Annotated in this window: 11 protein-coding genes; 5 read left to right on the top strand and 6 right to left on the bottom strand. The window is 62.3% G+C overall.

The features are described 5' to 3' along the window. Nucleotides 1–68: 68 nt before the first annotated feature. Together PCLY_RS21125 and PCLY_RS21120 are read right to left on the bottom strand one after the other, a co-directional pair. On the bottom strand, nucleotides 69–725 hold the full coding sequence (locus PCLY_RS21125; protein WP_061241976.1) for a CoA transferase subunit B: 657 nt from the start codon (nucleotides 723–725) through the stop codon (nucleotides 69–71). Between the two features lie 11 nt (nucleotides 726–736). Further along, a complete protein-coding gene (locus PCLY_RS21120) occupies nucleotides 737–1,435 on the bottom strand; it encodes a CoA transferase subunit A (protein ID WP_061241975.1) in 699 nt (232 codons plus the stop codon). A 105-nt stretch (nucleotides 1,436–1,540) separates the two neighbouring features. Here PCLY_RS21120 and PCLY_RS21115 point away from each other — a divergent pair, with 105 nt between their 5' ends. The 3 genes from PCLY_RS21115 (at nucleotide 1,541) to PCLY_RS21105 (ending at nucleotide 5,457) form a co-directional block, all read left to right on the top strand. Next, entirely contained in the window at nucleotides 1,541–2,428 is an 888-nt protein-coding gene (locus PCLY_RS21115; RefSeq protein ID WP_061241973.1) for a LysR family transcriptional regulator, read from the top strand. Between the two features lie 135 nt (nucleotides 2,429–2,563). Continuing rightward, the gene (locus PCLY_RS21110; protein ID WP_061242154.1) at nucleotides 2,564–3,805 is read left to right on the top strand and encodes an OprD family porin; all 1,242 of its coding nucleotides are present in this window, start codon (nucleotides 2,564–2,566) and stop codon (nucleotides 3,803–3,805) included. Nucleotides 3,806–3,864: 59 nt separating this feature from the next. Next, on the top strand, nucleotides 3,865–5,457 hold the full coding sequence (locus PCLY_RS21105) for an argininosuccinate lyase (protein ID WP_061241972.1): 1,593 nt from the start codon (nucleotides 3,865–3,867) through the stop codon (nucleotides 5,455–5,457). A 139-nt stretch (nucleotides 5,458–5,596) separates the two neighbouring features. Here PCLY_RS21105 and PCLY_RS21100 read toward each other — a convergent pair whose 3' ends face one another. Then, nucleotides 5,597–6,838 carry a cation:dicarboxylate symporter family transporter gene (locus PCLY_RS21100; protein WP_061241970.1) on the bottom strand — a complete coding sequence of 414 codons (1,242 nt, stop codon included), beginning with the start codon at nucleotides 6,836–6,838 and terminating at the stop codon, nucleotides 5,597–5,599. A 130-nt stretch (nucleotides 6,839–6,968) separates the two neighbouring features. On the opposite strand from PCLY_RS21100, the gene PCLY_RS21095 reads away from it, so the two are divergent. Beyond that, on the top strand, nucleotides 6,969–7,886 hold the full coding sequence (locus tag PCLY_RS21095) for a LysR family transcriptional regulator (RefSeq protein WP_061241968.1): 918 nt from the start codon (nucleotides 6,969–6,971) through the stop codon (nucleotides 7,884–7,886). Nucleotides 7,887–7,890: 4 nt separating this feature from the next. Here PCLY_RS21095 and PCLY_RS21090 read toward each other — a convergent pair whose 3' ends face one another. The 3 genes from PCLY_RS21090 to PCLY_RS21080 form a co-directional block, all read right to left on the bottom strand. Further along, nucleotides 7,891–8,493, bottom strand: a complete 603-nt coding sequence (locus PCLY_RS21090; protein WP_061241967.1) for a nucleotidyltransferase family protein — start codon at nucleotides 8,491–8,493, stop codon at nucleotides 7,891–7,893. A gap of 2 nt (nucleotides 8,494–8,495) precedes the next feature. Continuing rightward, nucleotides 8,496–10,694 carry an OsmC domain/YcaO domain-containing protein gene (locus PCLY_RS21085; protein ID WP_061241965.1) on the bottom strand — a complete coding sequence of 733 codons (2,199 nt, stop codon included), beginning with the start codon at nucleotides 10,692–10,694 and terminating at the stop codon, nucleotides 8,496–8,498. A 129-nt stretch (nucleotides 10,695–10,823) separates the two neighbouring features. Further along, nucleotides 10,824–11,756 (bottom strand): LysR family transcriptional regulator, encoded by a 933-nt coding sequence (locus PCLY_RS21080; RefSeq protein ID WP_061241963.1) that lies wholly within the window; start codon nucleotides 11,754–11,756, stop codon nucleotides 10,824–10,826. Between the two features lie 213 nt (nucleotides 11,757–11,969). On the opposite strand from PCLY_RS21080, the gene PCLY_RS21075 reads away from it, so the two are divergent. Then, nucleotides 11,970–13,046, top strand: coding sequence for a 4-oxalomesaconate tautomerase (locus PCLY_RS21075; RefSeq protein ID WP_061241961.1), 1,077 nt, complete (start codon nucleotides 11,970–11,972; stop codon nucleotides 13,044–13,046). Nucleotides 13,047–13,080 lie beyond the last annotated feature (34 nt).

The raw sequence follows: 13,080 nt of genomic DNA, 5'->3' as shown, positions 1-13,080 counted from the left end.
GTAGGACATAGGCAAAAAACGCTGCGCAGGCGCCGTGCGTGGTGGCGCCTGCGCAACGCTAGACAACTTTAGAAGCTCATTTCCGGTACGTGTTCTGGAACGATCAGCTTGCCAGCGGTCTTGGCGACGATTTCCTCGACGCTGACGCCCGGCGCACGCTCGCGCAGGATGAAGGCGTTATTGTCGATCTCCAGGTAGGCCAGGTCGGTCAGCACCTTGCGGATACAGCCGCAGCCGGTCAGCGGCAGGCTGCAGTGCTCCAGCAGCTTGGACTCGCCATCTTTCGAGGCGTGGGTCATGGTGACGATGATGTTGTCGGCGCCGGCTACCAGATCCATCGCGCCGCCCATGCCCTTGACCAGCTTGCCGGGGATCATCCACGAGGCGATGTTGCCGCGCACGTCCACCTCGAAGGCGCCGAGCACGGTGAGGTCGACGTGGCCGCCACGGATCATGGCGAAGGACTGCGCCGAGTCGAAGATCGCCGCGCCTTTGACTGTGGTGACGGTCTGCTTGCCGGCGTTGATCATGTCGGCGTCCACTTGCTCTTCGGTAGGGAAGGCGCCCATGCCGAGCAGGCCGTTCTCCGACTGCAGCATCACCTGCATGCCCTCGGGCACATAGTTGGCCACCAGAGTCGGGATGCCGATGCCGAGGTTGACGTAGAAGCCGTCCTGCAGCTCGCGGGCCACGCGCTGGGCCATTTGTTCACGGGTTAGTGCCATGCTGGTTTCTCCTAGGCGCGCAGGGTGCGTTTTTCGATGCGTTTCTCGAAGCTGCCGCAGATCAGCCGGTCGACATAGATGCCGGGGGTGTGAATCTGCGTCGGGTCGAGTTCACCGGGTTCGACGATCTCTTCGACCTCGACCACGGTGATGCGCCCGGCGCTGGCGACCACCGGGTTGAAGTTCTGCGCGGTGTGGCGGTAGACCACGTTGCCGAAGTGGTCGGCCTTCCAGCCTTTGACGATGGCGAAGTCGCCGGTGATGGCCGGCTCGAGGATGTAGTGACGGCCGTTGATCTCGCGTGCTTCCTTGCCCTCGGCGACCGGGGTGCCGTAGCCGGTAGCGGTGAAGAAGGCCGGGATGCCGGCGCCGCCGGCGCGCAGCTTCTCGGCCAGGGTGCCCTGCGGGGTGAGCTCGACTTCCAGCTCGCCGCTGAGCAACTGCTGCTCGAACAGGGCGTTCTCGCCGACGTAGGAGGCGATCATCTTGCGGATCTGCCGGTCTTCCAGCAGCACGCCGAGGCCGAAACCGTCGACGCCGCAGTTGTTGGACACCACGGTCAGATCGCGTACGCCACGGCGGCGGATCTCCGCAATCAGATTCTCGGGGATGCCGCACAGGCCGAAGCCGCCGGCCAGCACGGTCATGCCATCCTGCAGGCCGTCCAGGGCTTCTGCGTAGCTGCCGACGCGTTTGTCGAGTCCGCTCATTCGAGGCTGCCTCTTTGTTGTTATCAGGAGTGAGGCCAAGCTTCAGCGCTGTGAGCTTATTTGTTAAGTTTGTTTTTCCTCTGTATTGATCAGGTAAATAAATCAATGACCGTCAAACAGCTGCGTGCCTTCCTTGCCGTGGCGCAGAGCCTGAGCTTCGCCCAGGCCTGCGAGCGCCTGCACCTGTCGCAGCCAGCGCTGAGCCTGGCGATCAAGAACCTGGAGCAGTCGCTAGGCGGTCAGCTACTGGTGCGCACCACCCGCAGCGTGGCGCTGACGCCCGAGGGCGAGACGCTGCTGCCGATTGCCGTGCGCCTGCTCGCCGACTGGGACAACGCCGAGGATCTGCTGCGCCAGCACTTCACCCTGCAGATGGGCAAGGTGGCGGTGGCGGCCATGCCGTCGTTCGCCGGCAACCGTCTGCCGGCGGTGCTGCGCGCGTTTCGTGGTGCTTACCCACGGGTCAACGTGGCGGTGCACGACGTGATCAACGAACAGGTGATGGAGATGGTGCGCGACGGTCGCGTCGAGCTGGGCATCGCCTTCGAGCCTTTGAGCCTCGATGGCCTGCAATTCACTGCCCTGTACGATGATCGTTTCGTCGCCGTGGTACCGGCCGAGAGCCCTCTGGCCGGGCAGGCAGCGCTGACCTGGGCACAGTTGCTGGAGCAGCCCTTCATCACCCTGCAGCGACCCTCGGCGGTGCGCCTGCTGCTGGAAGACAGCGTGGTCGCCAGCCATGGCCGGTTGCCGGTGGCGTTCGAGAGTCACCAACTGGTGACGGTGGGACGCATGGTCGCCGAAGGCCTGGGCGTCAGCGCGGTGCCGCAGTTGTGCCGTCAGCAGATGGAAGACCTGGGCGCCCGCTGCCTGCCGCTGAGCGAGCCGCAGGTGTCGCGCAGGGTGGGCTTGCTGCACCAGGCCGGGCGTCAACTGTCCAGTGCGGCACAGGCGTTGAGTGAAACCTTGCTTGGGATGGCCGATAGCGAATAGATCGTTGCTGGATCGATATATTTTTAAAGTATCAATTCGAGATTATTTATATATTTTTAATCTCGATTCGTTGTCTTTAGCATCCCCATGCCAGTTGCCTGGTAGCTAACAACAACAATGAATCGAGGCATGAAAATGATACGACCTACCTCGCGCCTGACCGCTCTTGTCGCAGCGGGCAGTTCCCTCGCCTTTCCCGTCCTCACCAACGCCGCCTTCTTCGAAGACAGCAAGGCCACGGTCGAGCTACGCAACTTCTACATGAACCATGACTTTCGCCAGGACGGCGCCAGCCAGTCCAAGCGAGACGAGTGGGCACAGGGCTTCCTGCTCAACTATCAGTCCGGCTTCACCGAAGGGCCGATAGGTTTTGGTGTCGATGCGCTGGGGCTGCTTGGCCTCAAGCTGGACTCCGGTCCCGATCGCCAGGGCACCGGCCTGCTGCCGGTGGGCGATGACAAGGCCCCAGATGATTACAGCCAGCTGGGTTTCGCGGCCAAGGCGCGCATTTCCAAGAGCACGCTGCACGTCGGCACCCTGATTCCAAAGCTGCCGACGGTCCTGCCCAGCGACTCGCGCCTGTTGCCGCAGACGTTTCGCGGTGCACAACTGCAATCAAGGGAAATCGACGGGCTGACCCTGGACGTGGGCCAGCTGACGCACAACAGCCTGCGCAACTCCAGTGCCAGTGATGACATGCTGGTCGCCGGCAAAGGCATCCGTGGCGGGCAGGCCAGCGATGAATTCAACTTCGCAGGTGCCAGTTACAAGTGGTCGAAGAACCTCACCACCGCCTACAACTACGGCCACCTGGACAGCAACTACAAGCAGCACATCGTCAACCTGCGTCATCGTTTGCCGATCATGGAAGGGCATTCGTTCGACAGTGACATCCGTTATGCGCGGTCCACCCGCGATGGCAACAGCAACGTCGACAACACCGCCGTTGGCGCCAAGTTCACCTACAACCTCAACAGCCATTCGTTCGCTGTGGCGTATCAGAAGATGAGCGGTGATACGGGCTTTCCGCACATCGAAGGTACCAACTCCTTCCTGGTCAACTACGTGATGATCTCGGCGGATTTCGCCAGCCCCGAGGAGCGTTCCTGGCAACTGCGCTACGACTACGATTTCGCTGCGCTCGGGCTGCCTGGCCTGACGTTCATGACGCGCTACATCAGCGGCGACAACTTCCAACGTGCAGGAGGCCGCGAGGGCAAGGAATGGGAGCGCAACACCGACATTGGCTACGTGGTGCAGAACGGTCCGCTGAAGAACTTCGGCGTCAAGTGGCGTAACGGCACTTACCGCAGTAACGGCGGCAACGATGTCGACCAGAACCGTCTGATCTTCAGCTACACCCTGCCGCTGCTCTGACCCCTTTTTTGCCTGATACCGGGCCCGCTGTGGCCCGGTGCATTCGCGAGGATTCATACATGAATACCCACAAGACCCTGTTGCACCTGGCCATTAGCGCCGCGCTGTTCCTGCCGTTCAGCCTCCAGGCCGCCAACACCGCCGACGTTCCCTGCAACAGTACTGCCGAGTGTGCCGCGCAGGCTGCCAAGATTGGTGCGAGCACTGACAAGCGCGCGCTGAAAGGCGGTGCCTACGAAAGTCAGTTCGCCTGGATGAATCGCATCAACAAGGCTTCCATCGTCATGCTCACCGAGCAAGGCATCGTCAGCGCCCCGCAGGGCAAGCGTATCGCCAGCGGCGTGCAGCATGTCATCGATCAGGCTGGGCAGCCCGATGGCAAGCGTCCCAGCGACGTGTTGCAGGTCGAGAAGATCATGATCGACAAGATCGGCCCCGAGGCATCGCTGATCCATTCCGGGCGCAGTCGGCAGGACATGTACGCGACCTATCGCCTGGCCGTGCTGCGTGCTCAGGTGCTGGATTTCAGCGATGGTCTCAACAGCGTGCGTGAGCGCCTGCTGAAAGTCGCCGGCGACAACGTCGACACGCTGATCCCGGCCTATACCAACGGTGTGCAGGCCATGCCGATCAGCTACGCGCACTACCTGCTGGCGTTCGAGGCCGCATTCCAGCGTGATGCCCAGCGTATTCACGAGCTGTACCAGCGGCTCAACCTTAGCCCGATGGGGACGGCAGTCCTGGCCAATTCGGGCTGGCCGCTCGATCGCGAGCGCCTGGCCACCTTGCTCGGTTTCGATGGCGTGCGCGAGAACTCACTGGACTCCAGTCAGGTCTCGACGTTCGACATTCCTCTGGAGGCGGCCGGTATCGCGTCCTCGTCGGCGATTCGTGTCGGTGCGCTGATCGGCGACATTCACACCCAGTATCACCAGACCCGGCCCTGGCTGCTGCTCGAGGAGGGCTCGACCTATACCAGTAGTGCCATGCCGCAGAAGCGCAACCCAGGCCTGCTGATGCGTACCCGTGAGTCGGCGTCCAATGTCGTCGGTCTGGCCGGCGCCACGACGATCCGCGCGCACAACGTCACCACCGGCATGACCGATTACAAGATCGCCTTCGACGAGCTCGGCCTGTTCGAGTCGGCTACGCAGATGTTCAAGCGCCTGGACTCGGTGCTCGATGCTCTGGTGATCAACCCCGAGCGGGCCATGGAGGAGCTGGACAACGACTGGACCACGTCGATGGAACTGGCCGATACCCTCGAGCGGGAGCACAAGGTGCCATTTCGCATCGGCCACAGCTTCGCGTCGCTGATCGTTGGGCAGGCGCGCAAGGAAGGCTTGCTGCCCAAGAACTTTCCTTATGCCGATGCCCAGAAGCTCTATACCAAGGCCGCGCAGAAGTACAAATGGCAGGAGCAGAAGTTGCCGTTGAGCGAGTCCGAGTTCCGCGCGACCTTGTCTCCTCGCACCATGGTCGAAACGCGCAAGGGCACGGGCGGGCCGCAGCCGGCAGAGGTCAAGCGGATGCTGGCCGCTGCGCAGAAAGTGCTGGTGGCCGATCAGAACTGGATGAGCAAGCGGCGCCAGCATCTGCTCGATGCAGATCAGGCGCTGGACAAGGCTTTCAATCGTCTCGCGCAGCCATGACCCGCTAAGGTAGCCAGTAAGCATCTGCTCTGCTTGCCCGCGCTGCTATCGATAATCGGTGGCAGCGCTTCGCCGTGTTCGGCTGCTTGTCGCGCTCCGCCCGATTCGCTGCCGAGGCTCCAGACGCTCCGATCAGCCTTCACTTGCCATCGAGGAGGAGTGCGCGTCGCCGTGGAGGCCTGCCCAGCGTTTGCCGGGATAGTTCACTGTCCAGCGCCCCATTCCAGCGACTGATGAACAGGCAGGCCACGCAATTGCCCAGAACGTTCGTCAGTGAGCGGCATTTCATCAGGCGTTCGACACCAATGAGGATACCCAGCGTTTCCAGGGGGGCGAACTGCAAGACGCTGAGTGTGGCGGTCAGCATGATGAAGGCTGACCCCGCCACGCTGGTGGCCCCCAGTGAGGTGAACAGGCTGGCGCAGAGCAACAGCAGAAGCTGCTGGCCGTTCAGGTCGTTTCCCGTCAATTGCGCGAGAAACACCATGGCTACGGTCAGGTAGAGATTGGAGCCATTGAGGTTGAAGCTGTAGCCACCGGTCAGTACCAGACGGGCCACCTGGTTATGGCAACCAGCGGTTTCGAGCTTGTCGAGCAAGCGCGGCAGCGCCGCCACTGACGAGCCGGTGGTGGCAACCAGCAGCAGCTCCTCTTTGATGTAGGGAATCAGCCGCCACAGGCGCAAACCTATCAGGCGCAGCATCAGCCCCAGTACCAAGGTGACGTAGAGAAAACTGGCCAGGTATATGGTGAGCAGGAACTTCAGCAACGGCAGCGCTGCAGTGGCGCCGTACTTGCCGATGGTGAACGCGATGGCGCCAAAGGCGGCGAGGGGAGCAAAGTGCACGATGCCGCGCATCAGCGCGAATATCAGTGAAACGCTCTGATCCAGTCGTTTTTGCAGAGGGGCTCCCGCGGCGCCGGAAAGCCCCAGCAGGTAGCCACAGAGCAATGCGGCGAGCAGTACTTTGAGAATCACACTCTGCTCGAGCGAATGCAGCACCAAGGCGGGAAGTTGAGCGAAGACCTCTGTGCTCGTCGCACTCTCTGGCGTCGGTGAGGCGTAGGACTCGCTGCCAGGTTGCAGCACCAGCGCCACCACGAGCCCGGTACTGAGCGACAGCAGAGAGACCAGTTGCCAGTAGCCCAGCATCCTGAACGCCAGCTTTGCGCTGCCTGGGTAACCGACAAGTCTGGCGACACTGGAGCACAGCAGGATGAACATCACGAAGGGGGTCAGCCAGCCGATGACGCTCAGGAACACTTCACTGAACGGTTTCATCTGGATGGCCAGAGGTGGATTCCAGACACCGAGCGTACCGCCGAGTAGAACGGCCAGAAGCAGTCGGGCAATACCGGAGCGGACCAGTCGGTGGATCATTGCACTTTGTTTTTGTAGTTATGGGTATCGGCTGCCCGCAGCTTGCGAGCAGGGCCATCCTACCCCATCGCTGGTGCTATTCGGTATTGTTCGGCCCTGCTGTCATCCTCCCTTACGGTGAACTATCCCAATGGAGCTTCGTCACCTGCGTTACTTCGTCATGGTCGCTGAAGAGCGTCATTTCACTCGCGCCGCTGCGCGCTTGAACATGCAGCAGCCGCCCTTGAGTCAACAGATTCGGGCTCTGGAGCAGGAGTTGGGATTCGAGCTGTTCATTCGTCACGCCAAAGGCGTCGACCTGACAGTCGGCGGCGAAGTGTTTCTGCGTGAGGCCAGGGACATCCTTGTGCGTGTGCAACAGGGCGGACTCAAGGCTGCGCGCGCTGCTCAGGGCATTGAAGGAACGTTGCGGCTGGGGTTTACCAGTTCCGCGGCCTCGCATCCGCTTATTCCCAAGATCATTCGCCGTTATCGAGAGGACTATCCGGGGGTGGATATTGCCCTGAACGAGGGCAGTGCCAGGGTGTTGACCGATAACGTGGTCAGTGAGCGAGTCGATATTGGAATCCTGCGTGCGCCCGTGGCCGACCCAGCCGGCGTTGCCTATCACCGCCTGCTCAACGAGGAGTTGCTGCTCACCCTGCCCGTCGGGCATCGGTTGCTGGCGGGCAAAGGGCCTGTTTCGCTGAGGGATCTGGCTGACGAGCCATTGATTCTGGTGCGTCGCCCTGGCGCGCCGGGGATGTACGCCAACTTTCTGCAGGCCTGCCGTAATGCCGGTTTCGAGCCAAACGTGGCGTTCGAGGTTGAGCGCATGCTGACCAACGTCAGCCTGGTGGCGGCTGGGGCTGGGGTCTCAGTGGTGCCGGCATCGATGCGCGGCTTCCACGAGCACAGTGTGGCTTATCGCTCTATTCGTGATGCCAAGCCGCGCCTGGTCGCGCCGATCACCCTGGTCTGCCGCGAGTTGCACCAGTCGCCGCAGGTGGCCAATTTCATTGCCTTGGCCCGTGAATTGGGCGCCGAGTATCGCAAGGAACCACTTTGAGTGCTCAGCGCGTGCTGAGGCGCTGCCAGTCTTGCTGGGTATCGACGTCCTGAAGGATACCGGGGTCGGCCAGTTCGACGATCTGCACGGCCTCGGCGTTGAGCTGCAGCACCGTACGTGCACCGGCATCGCCGCTCAGTGCGGCAAGCTGCGGCCAGAAATCGCGGCCGAACAGCACCGGGTGGCCGCGTTTGCCCTGGTAACTGGGCTGCACGATGGCGTTGGCGCTGGCGTGGGCGAGCAGGGTTTCCAGGCTGTCCCGGCGAATCAACGGCATATCGGCGAGAAAGATCGCCACGGCATCAGCGTTGGATTCAGCCACTAGTCGTTCGGCGCCGGCAGCCAGGCTGTGGCCCATGCCCTGGGCGGTGGCCGGGTTCTGCACGATATGCACACCCGTCGGTAGATCCAGCGCTGCTGGCGCTTCGTCCGGGCGCAGCACCAGCCAGACTTCCTCCAGCATCGCGCAGGGCAGCGCCAGGCTGGCGGTGAGCAGCGAGCGGCCATCGGCCAGGCTTGCACGGCGTTTATCGCTGCCAAAGCGGCGGCTGTAACCGGCCGCCAGCATCAACGCCGCAACGTGGAGGGCAGGGCGCTCGGCGCACATGCTCAGCCGGCCAGCCCGGCTGCCCTGGCACGAGCGGCGTGCAGCTTCTTGTAGCTGTCGATCAGGCGCAGGTGCTTGTCCAGGCCTTCGAGCTGCATGTTGGTCGGGGTCAGACCATGGAAACGCACGCTGCCATTTACCGAGCCGATCACCGCGTCCATGCGCTCGTTACCGAACATACGGCGCAGGTTGTGCTCGTAGTTGGCCAGCTCCAGTTCGTCGTCCAGCTGGATCTCCAGCACGGCGTTTACCGCCTGGTAGAACAGGCCGCGCTCGACGGTGTTGTCGTTGTACTGCAGGAAGGCCTCGACCAGTTCCTTGGCGTCGTCGTATTTGTTCAGCGCCAGGTTGATCAACAGCTTCAGCTCGAGAATGGTCAGCTGGCCCCACACCGTGTTGTCGTCGAACTCGACGCCGATCAGCGTGGTGATGTCGGTATAGTCGTCGACTTCGCTGTTGTTGAGGTTGCGCAGCAGCGACTTGAGTTCGCGGTCGCTCAGGGCGTGCAGGTTGAGGATGTCCTTGCGAAACAGCAGCGCCTTGTTGGTGTTGTCCCAGATCAGGTCCTCGACCGGATAGATCTCCGAATAGCCCGGCACCAGGATGCGGCAGGCGTTGGCGCCGAGGTCGTCATAGGTGGCCACGTAGACTTCCTTGCCCATGTCTTCGAGGATGCCAAGCAGGGTCGCGGCTTCCTGCTCGTTGGAATCGCTGCCTTCACCGGAGAAATCCCACTCGACGAATTCGAAGTCCGGCGTGGCGCCGAAGAAGCGCCAGGACACCACGCCGCTGGAGTCGATGAAGTGCTCGACGAAGTTGTTCGGCTCGGTCAGCGCCAGGCTGTCGAAGGTCGGCTGCGGCAGGTCGTTGAGGCCTTCGAAGCTGCGCCCCTGCAGCAGTTCGGTGAGGCTGCGCTCCAGCGCCACTTCCAGGCTCGGGTGGGCGCCGAAGGAGGCGAACACACCGCCGGTGCGCGGATTCATCAGCGTCACGCACATCACCGGGAATTCGCCGCCAAGCGAGGCATCCTTCACCAGCACCGGGAAACCTTGTTCTTCCAGGCCGTGGATGCCGGCGACGATGCCCGGGTACTTGGCCAGCACCTCTTGCGGCACGTCCGGCAGGCACAGTTCGCCTTCGAGGATTTCGCGTTTGACCGCCCGCTCGAAGATTTCCGACAGGCACTGCACCTGGGCTTCGGCCAGGGTGTTGCCGGCGCTCATGCCGTTGGAGAGGTACAGGTTCTCGATCAGGTTGGACGGGAAATACACCGTTTCGTCATCGCTGCGGCGCACGAAGGGCAGTGAGCAGATACCGCGTACGGTGTTGCCCGAGTTGGTGTCGTACAGGTGCGAGCCCCGCAGTTCGCCATCCGGGTTGTAGATGGCCAGGCAGTGCTCGTCGAGTATTTCCTCGGGCAGCGCATCCTTCGGCCCTGGCTTGAACCAGCGCTCGTTGGGGTAGTGGACGAACTCGGCGGCGGCGATGTCCTCGCCCCAGAATTGGTCGTTGTAGAAGAAGTTGCAGTTCAGCCGCTCGATGAACTCGCCCAGCGCCGAGGCCAGGGCGCTTTCCTTGGTCGAACCCTTGCCGTTGGTGAAGCACAGGTTCGACTGCGCGTCGCGGATATGCAGCGACCAGACGTTGGGCACGATATTGCGCCAGGAGGCGATCTCGATCTTCATGCCCAGCTCGGCGAGGATGCCCGACATGTTGGCGATGGTCTGCTCCAGCGGCAGATCCTTGCCCGGGATGTAGGTGGTGGTACCTGCCACCGGCATCAGCAGCGCCTGGGCATCGGCGTCGAGGCTTTCCACCTCTTCGATGATGAACTCGGGACCTTGCTGCACCACCTTCTTCACGGTGCAGCGGTCGATGGAGCGCAGGATGCCCTGGCGGTCTTTCTCGGAGATATCGGCCGGCAGCTCGACCTGGATCTTGAATATCTGCGCGTAGCGGTTCTCCGGGTCGACGATATTGTTCTGCGACAGGCGAATGTTCTCGGTAGGAATGTCGCGGGTCTGGCAGTACAGCTTGACGAAGTAGGCCGCGCACAGCGCCGAGGATGCCAGGAAATAGTCGAACGGCCCCGGCGCCGAGCCGTCGCCCTTGTAGCGAATCGGCTGATCGGCGATCACCGTGAAGTCATCGAACTTGGCTTCGAGGCGAAGGTTGTCGAGAAAGTTGACCTTGATTTCCATGGAGCGGCACCGGCAAGCAAAACGAAATGGCCGCCATTATCCGGGTTTTCGGCGGCCTGTCTTGCTTGGTGGCTGGCGATCAAGGCGCGCCGGACCGGCGGCGGGTGCGACGCCGGCCCGAGCGAGGGCTCAGCTTTCCAGTTCTGCGGGATTGCTGGTACCGATGGAGGTGTAGCTCGGCCACTGCCGCAGCAGGGTTTCGACGAACTGCTCCGCCGCTGGCGACAGAGAGGAGCCGCGGCGGCGGACCAGGCCCAGGGTGCGGCTGATCACTGGATCGACCAGCGGCCGGCTGACCAGAATCGGATGGTCCTCGGCGGGCATGGCCAGGCTGGGCAGGGCGGCGATACCGAGCCCGGCCTCGACCATGCCGAGCGAGGTCGATAGGTGCTGTACCTCGTAGAACCAGCTTGGACGCCAGTCGAGATGGGCCAGGCCGTGATCGAGCAGCACACGGTTGCCACTGAGGCGGCCGACGCCAATCAGGCGGTAGTCGCTCAGCTCGCGCCAAGCCACTTCCGAGCGTTTGGCCAGGGGATGATCGCGCCGGCAGGCGAGCACGAAAGGCTCGTTGACCAGCGGGGTGAAGTCGATTTCCGCACTTTGCCCGCTCTGCATGTTGATGCCGAAATCCGCTTCGCCGCGGATCACCGCTTCCAGCCCCTCATGGGCGCTGAGATCAAGGATGCGAATGCGGATTTTCGGGTACTGCAGGTTGAACGCACGGATGACCGTCGGCAGGAAGTAGAAGGCTGCAGTCGGGATGCAGGCGAGGGTGACTTGGCCGGACTGGCGCTCGGCCAACTCGCGGATGCCCAGGATCGAGCGCTCGAAGTCATCCAGCAGGCGCTGCGCCTTGGGCAGGAAATCCCGGCCCACGGCAGTCAGGCTGACGCGTCGCGTGGTGCGGTCCAGCAGTTGCGTACCGAGGCTTTCTTCCAGCTTCTGCATGCGTCGAGTCAACGCCGGCTGAGACAGGTGGATGGCATTGGCGGCTTCGTGGAAGTTGCCGAACTCGGCGATTTTCACGAAAGCGCGGATATCTTGCAGTTCGTAATTCATGCGCTTGGGTTATCAGTTGTGCATATTTTTGCTTGCTAGTTACCAATGAACCCTAGTCTTTCCGTTCAGGGCTGGCAAGCGAGGAAATACGGAGCGTGCATTAATGCGTTATTTGGAATAAATATCAAAATATATGCAATTTACAGAATAAAGACTCGCTCTCCATAATCCACGCAAAGCAACAATCACTGTTTTTATTGCGTTGGAGGCATCATGCGGACGGTACCTTGTGTACTCATGCGAGGCGGTACTTCGAAAGGGCCAGTCTTTCTGGCCAATCACCTGCCCACCGACCCGCAGCAGCGCGACGAGGTATTGCTCAGCCTGATGGGGTCGGGCCACGAGCTGGAAATCGACGGTATCGGCGGCGGCAGCCCGCAGACCAGCAAGGTGGCAATCGTCAGTCGTTCGCCGCACCCGGATGCCGATGTCGACTACCTGTTCGTGCAGGTCATGGTCACCCAGCGCCGCGTCGACACCGCGCCCAACTGCGGCAACATGCTCTGCGCCATCGGTCCTTTCGCCATCGAGCACGGCCTGGTCAATGCCGGTTCGCCGACGACCCGCGTGCGCATTCGCAACCTCAACACCAACACCTTCGTCGATTCCGACGTGATGACGCCGGGTGGCCGTGTGCGCTACGACGGTGACACCGCCATCGACGGCGTGCCGGGCACCGCTGCTCCGATCAAGCTGACTTTCCTCAATGCCGCTGGCGCCAAGACCGGCCGCCTGCTGCCCACTGGCCGCGTGCGTGACACGTTCGACGGCGTCGAGGTGACCTGCATCGACATGGCCATGCCGATGGTGCTGATGCATGCCGAGGCACTGGGCAAGACTGGCTACGAGTCGCCTGCCGAGCTGGATGCCGACAGCGAATTTCTCCAGCGCCTGGAACGTATCCGTTTGCAGGCGGGCCTGGCCATGGGGCTCGGCGACGTATCCCAGATGGTCATTCCCAAGCCGGTGCTGCTGGCGCCTGCACGCCAGGGCGGCACGCTGAGCGTGCGTTATTTCATGCCGCACACCTGCCATCGCTCCGTGGCTGCCACCGGTGCCATCGGCCTGGCCACGGCGTGTGCGCTGCCGGGCAGCGTCGCCCAGCAGGTCGCGCCCATCGAAGGCGAGGCGGTGGTTCGTCTGGAGCATCCAGGCGGGCAAATCGAGGTTTCCCTGCAGCCTGCCGCTGACGGTAACCCCGAGCACCTGCGCGCTTCGCTGGTACGCACTGCCCGTCGACTGTTCTCGGGCGAGGTGTACATCCCCAGCCTGAGGCGCACCGGCACCTGATTCCGCTTCACTACAACCACACCCGTAGGGCCAA

The organism is Ectopseudomonas composti (assembly GCF_001567565.1).
GTDB lineage: Bacteria > Pseudomonadota > Gammaproteobacteria > Pseudomonadales > Pseudomonadaceae > Aquipseudomonas > Aquipseudomonas composti_A.
Note: the sequence above shows the minus strand (reverse complement) of the source record. Positions and strands in the feature narration are given on the sequence as shown.

Bases quoted from the DNA above. Each gene is read 5' to 3' on its own strand.
- PCLY_RS21125 (WP_061241976.1), bottom strand. From the start codon at position 725: ATGGCACTAACCCGTGAACAAATGGCCCAGCGCGTGGCCCGCGAGCTG.
- PCLY_RS21120 (WP_061241975.1), bottom strand. From the start codon at position 1,435: ATGAGCGGACTCGACAAACGCGTCGGCAGCTACGCAGAAGCCCTGGAC.
- PCLY_RS21115 (WP_061241973.1), top strand. From the start codon at position 1,541: ATGACCGTCAAACAGCTGCGTGCCTTCCTTGCCGTGGCGCAGAGCCTG.
- PCLY_RS21110 (WP_061242154.1), top strand. From the start codon at position 2,564: ATGATACGACCTACCTCGCGCCTGACCGCTCTTGTCGCAGCGGGCAGT.
- PCLY_RS21105 (WP_061241972.1), top strand. From the start codon at position 3,865: ATGAATACCCACAAGACCCTGTTGCACCTGGCCATTAGCGCCGCGCTG.
- PCLY_RS21100 (WP_061241970.1), bottom strand. From the start codon at position 6,838: ATGATCCACCGACTGGTCCGCTCCGGTATTGCCCGACTGCTTCTGGCC.
- PCLY_RS21095 (WP_061241968.1), top strand. From the start codon at position 6,969: ATGGAGCTTCGTCACCTGCGTTACTTCGTCATGGTCGCTGAAGAGCGT.
- PCLY_RS21090 (WP_061241967.1), bottom strand. From the start codon at position 8,493: ATGTGCGCCGAGCGCCCTGCCCTCCACGTTGCGGCGTTGATGCTGGCG.
- PCLY_RS21085 (WP_061241965.1), bottom strand. From the start codon at position 10,694: ATGGAAATCAAGGTCAACTTTCTCGACAACCTTCGCCTCGAAGCCAAG.
- PCLY_RS21080 (WP_061241963.1), bottom strand. From the start codon at position 11,756: ATGAATTACGAACTGCAAGATATCCGCGCTTTCGTGAAAATCGCCGAG.
- PCLY_RS21075 (WP_061241961.1), top strand. From the start codon at position 11,970: ATGCGGACGGTACCTTGTGTACTCATGCGAGGCGGTACTTCGAAAGGG.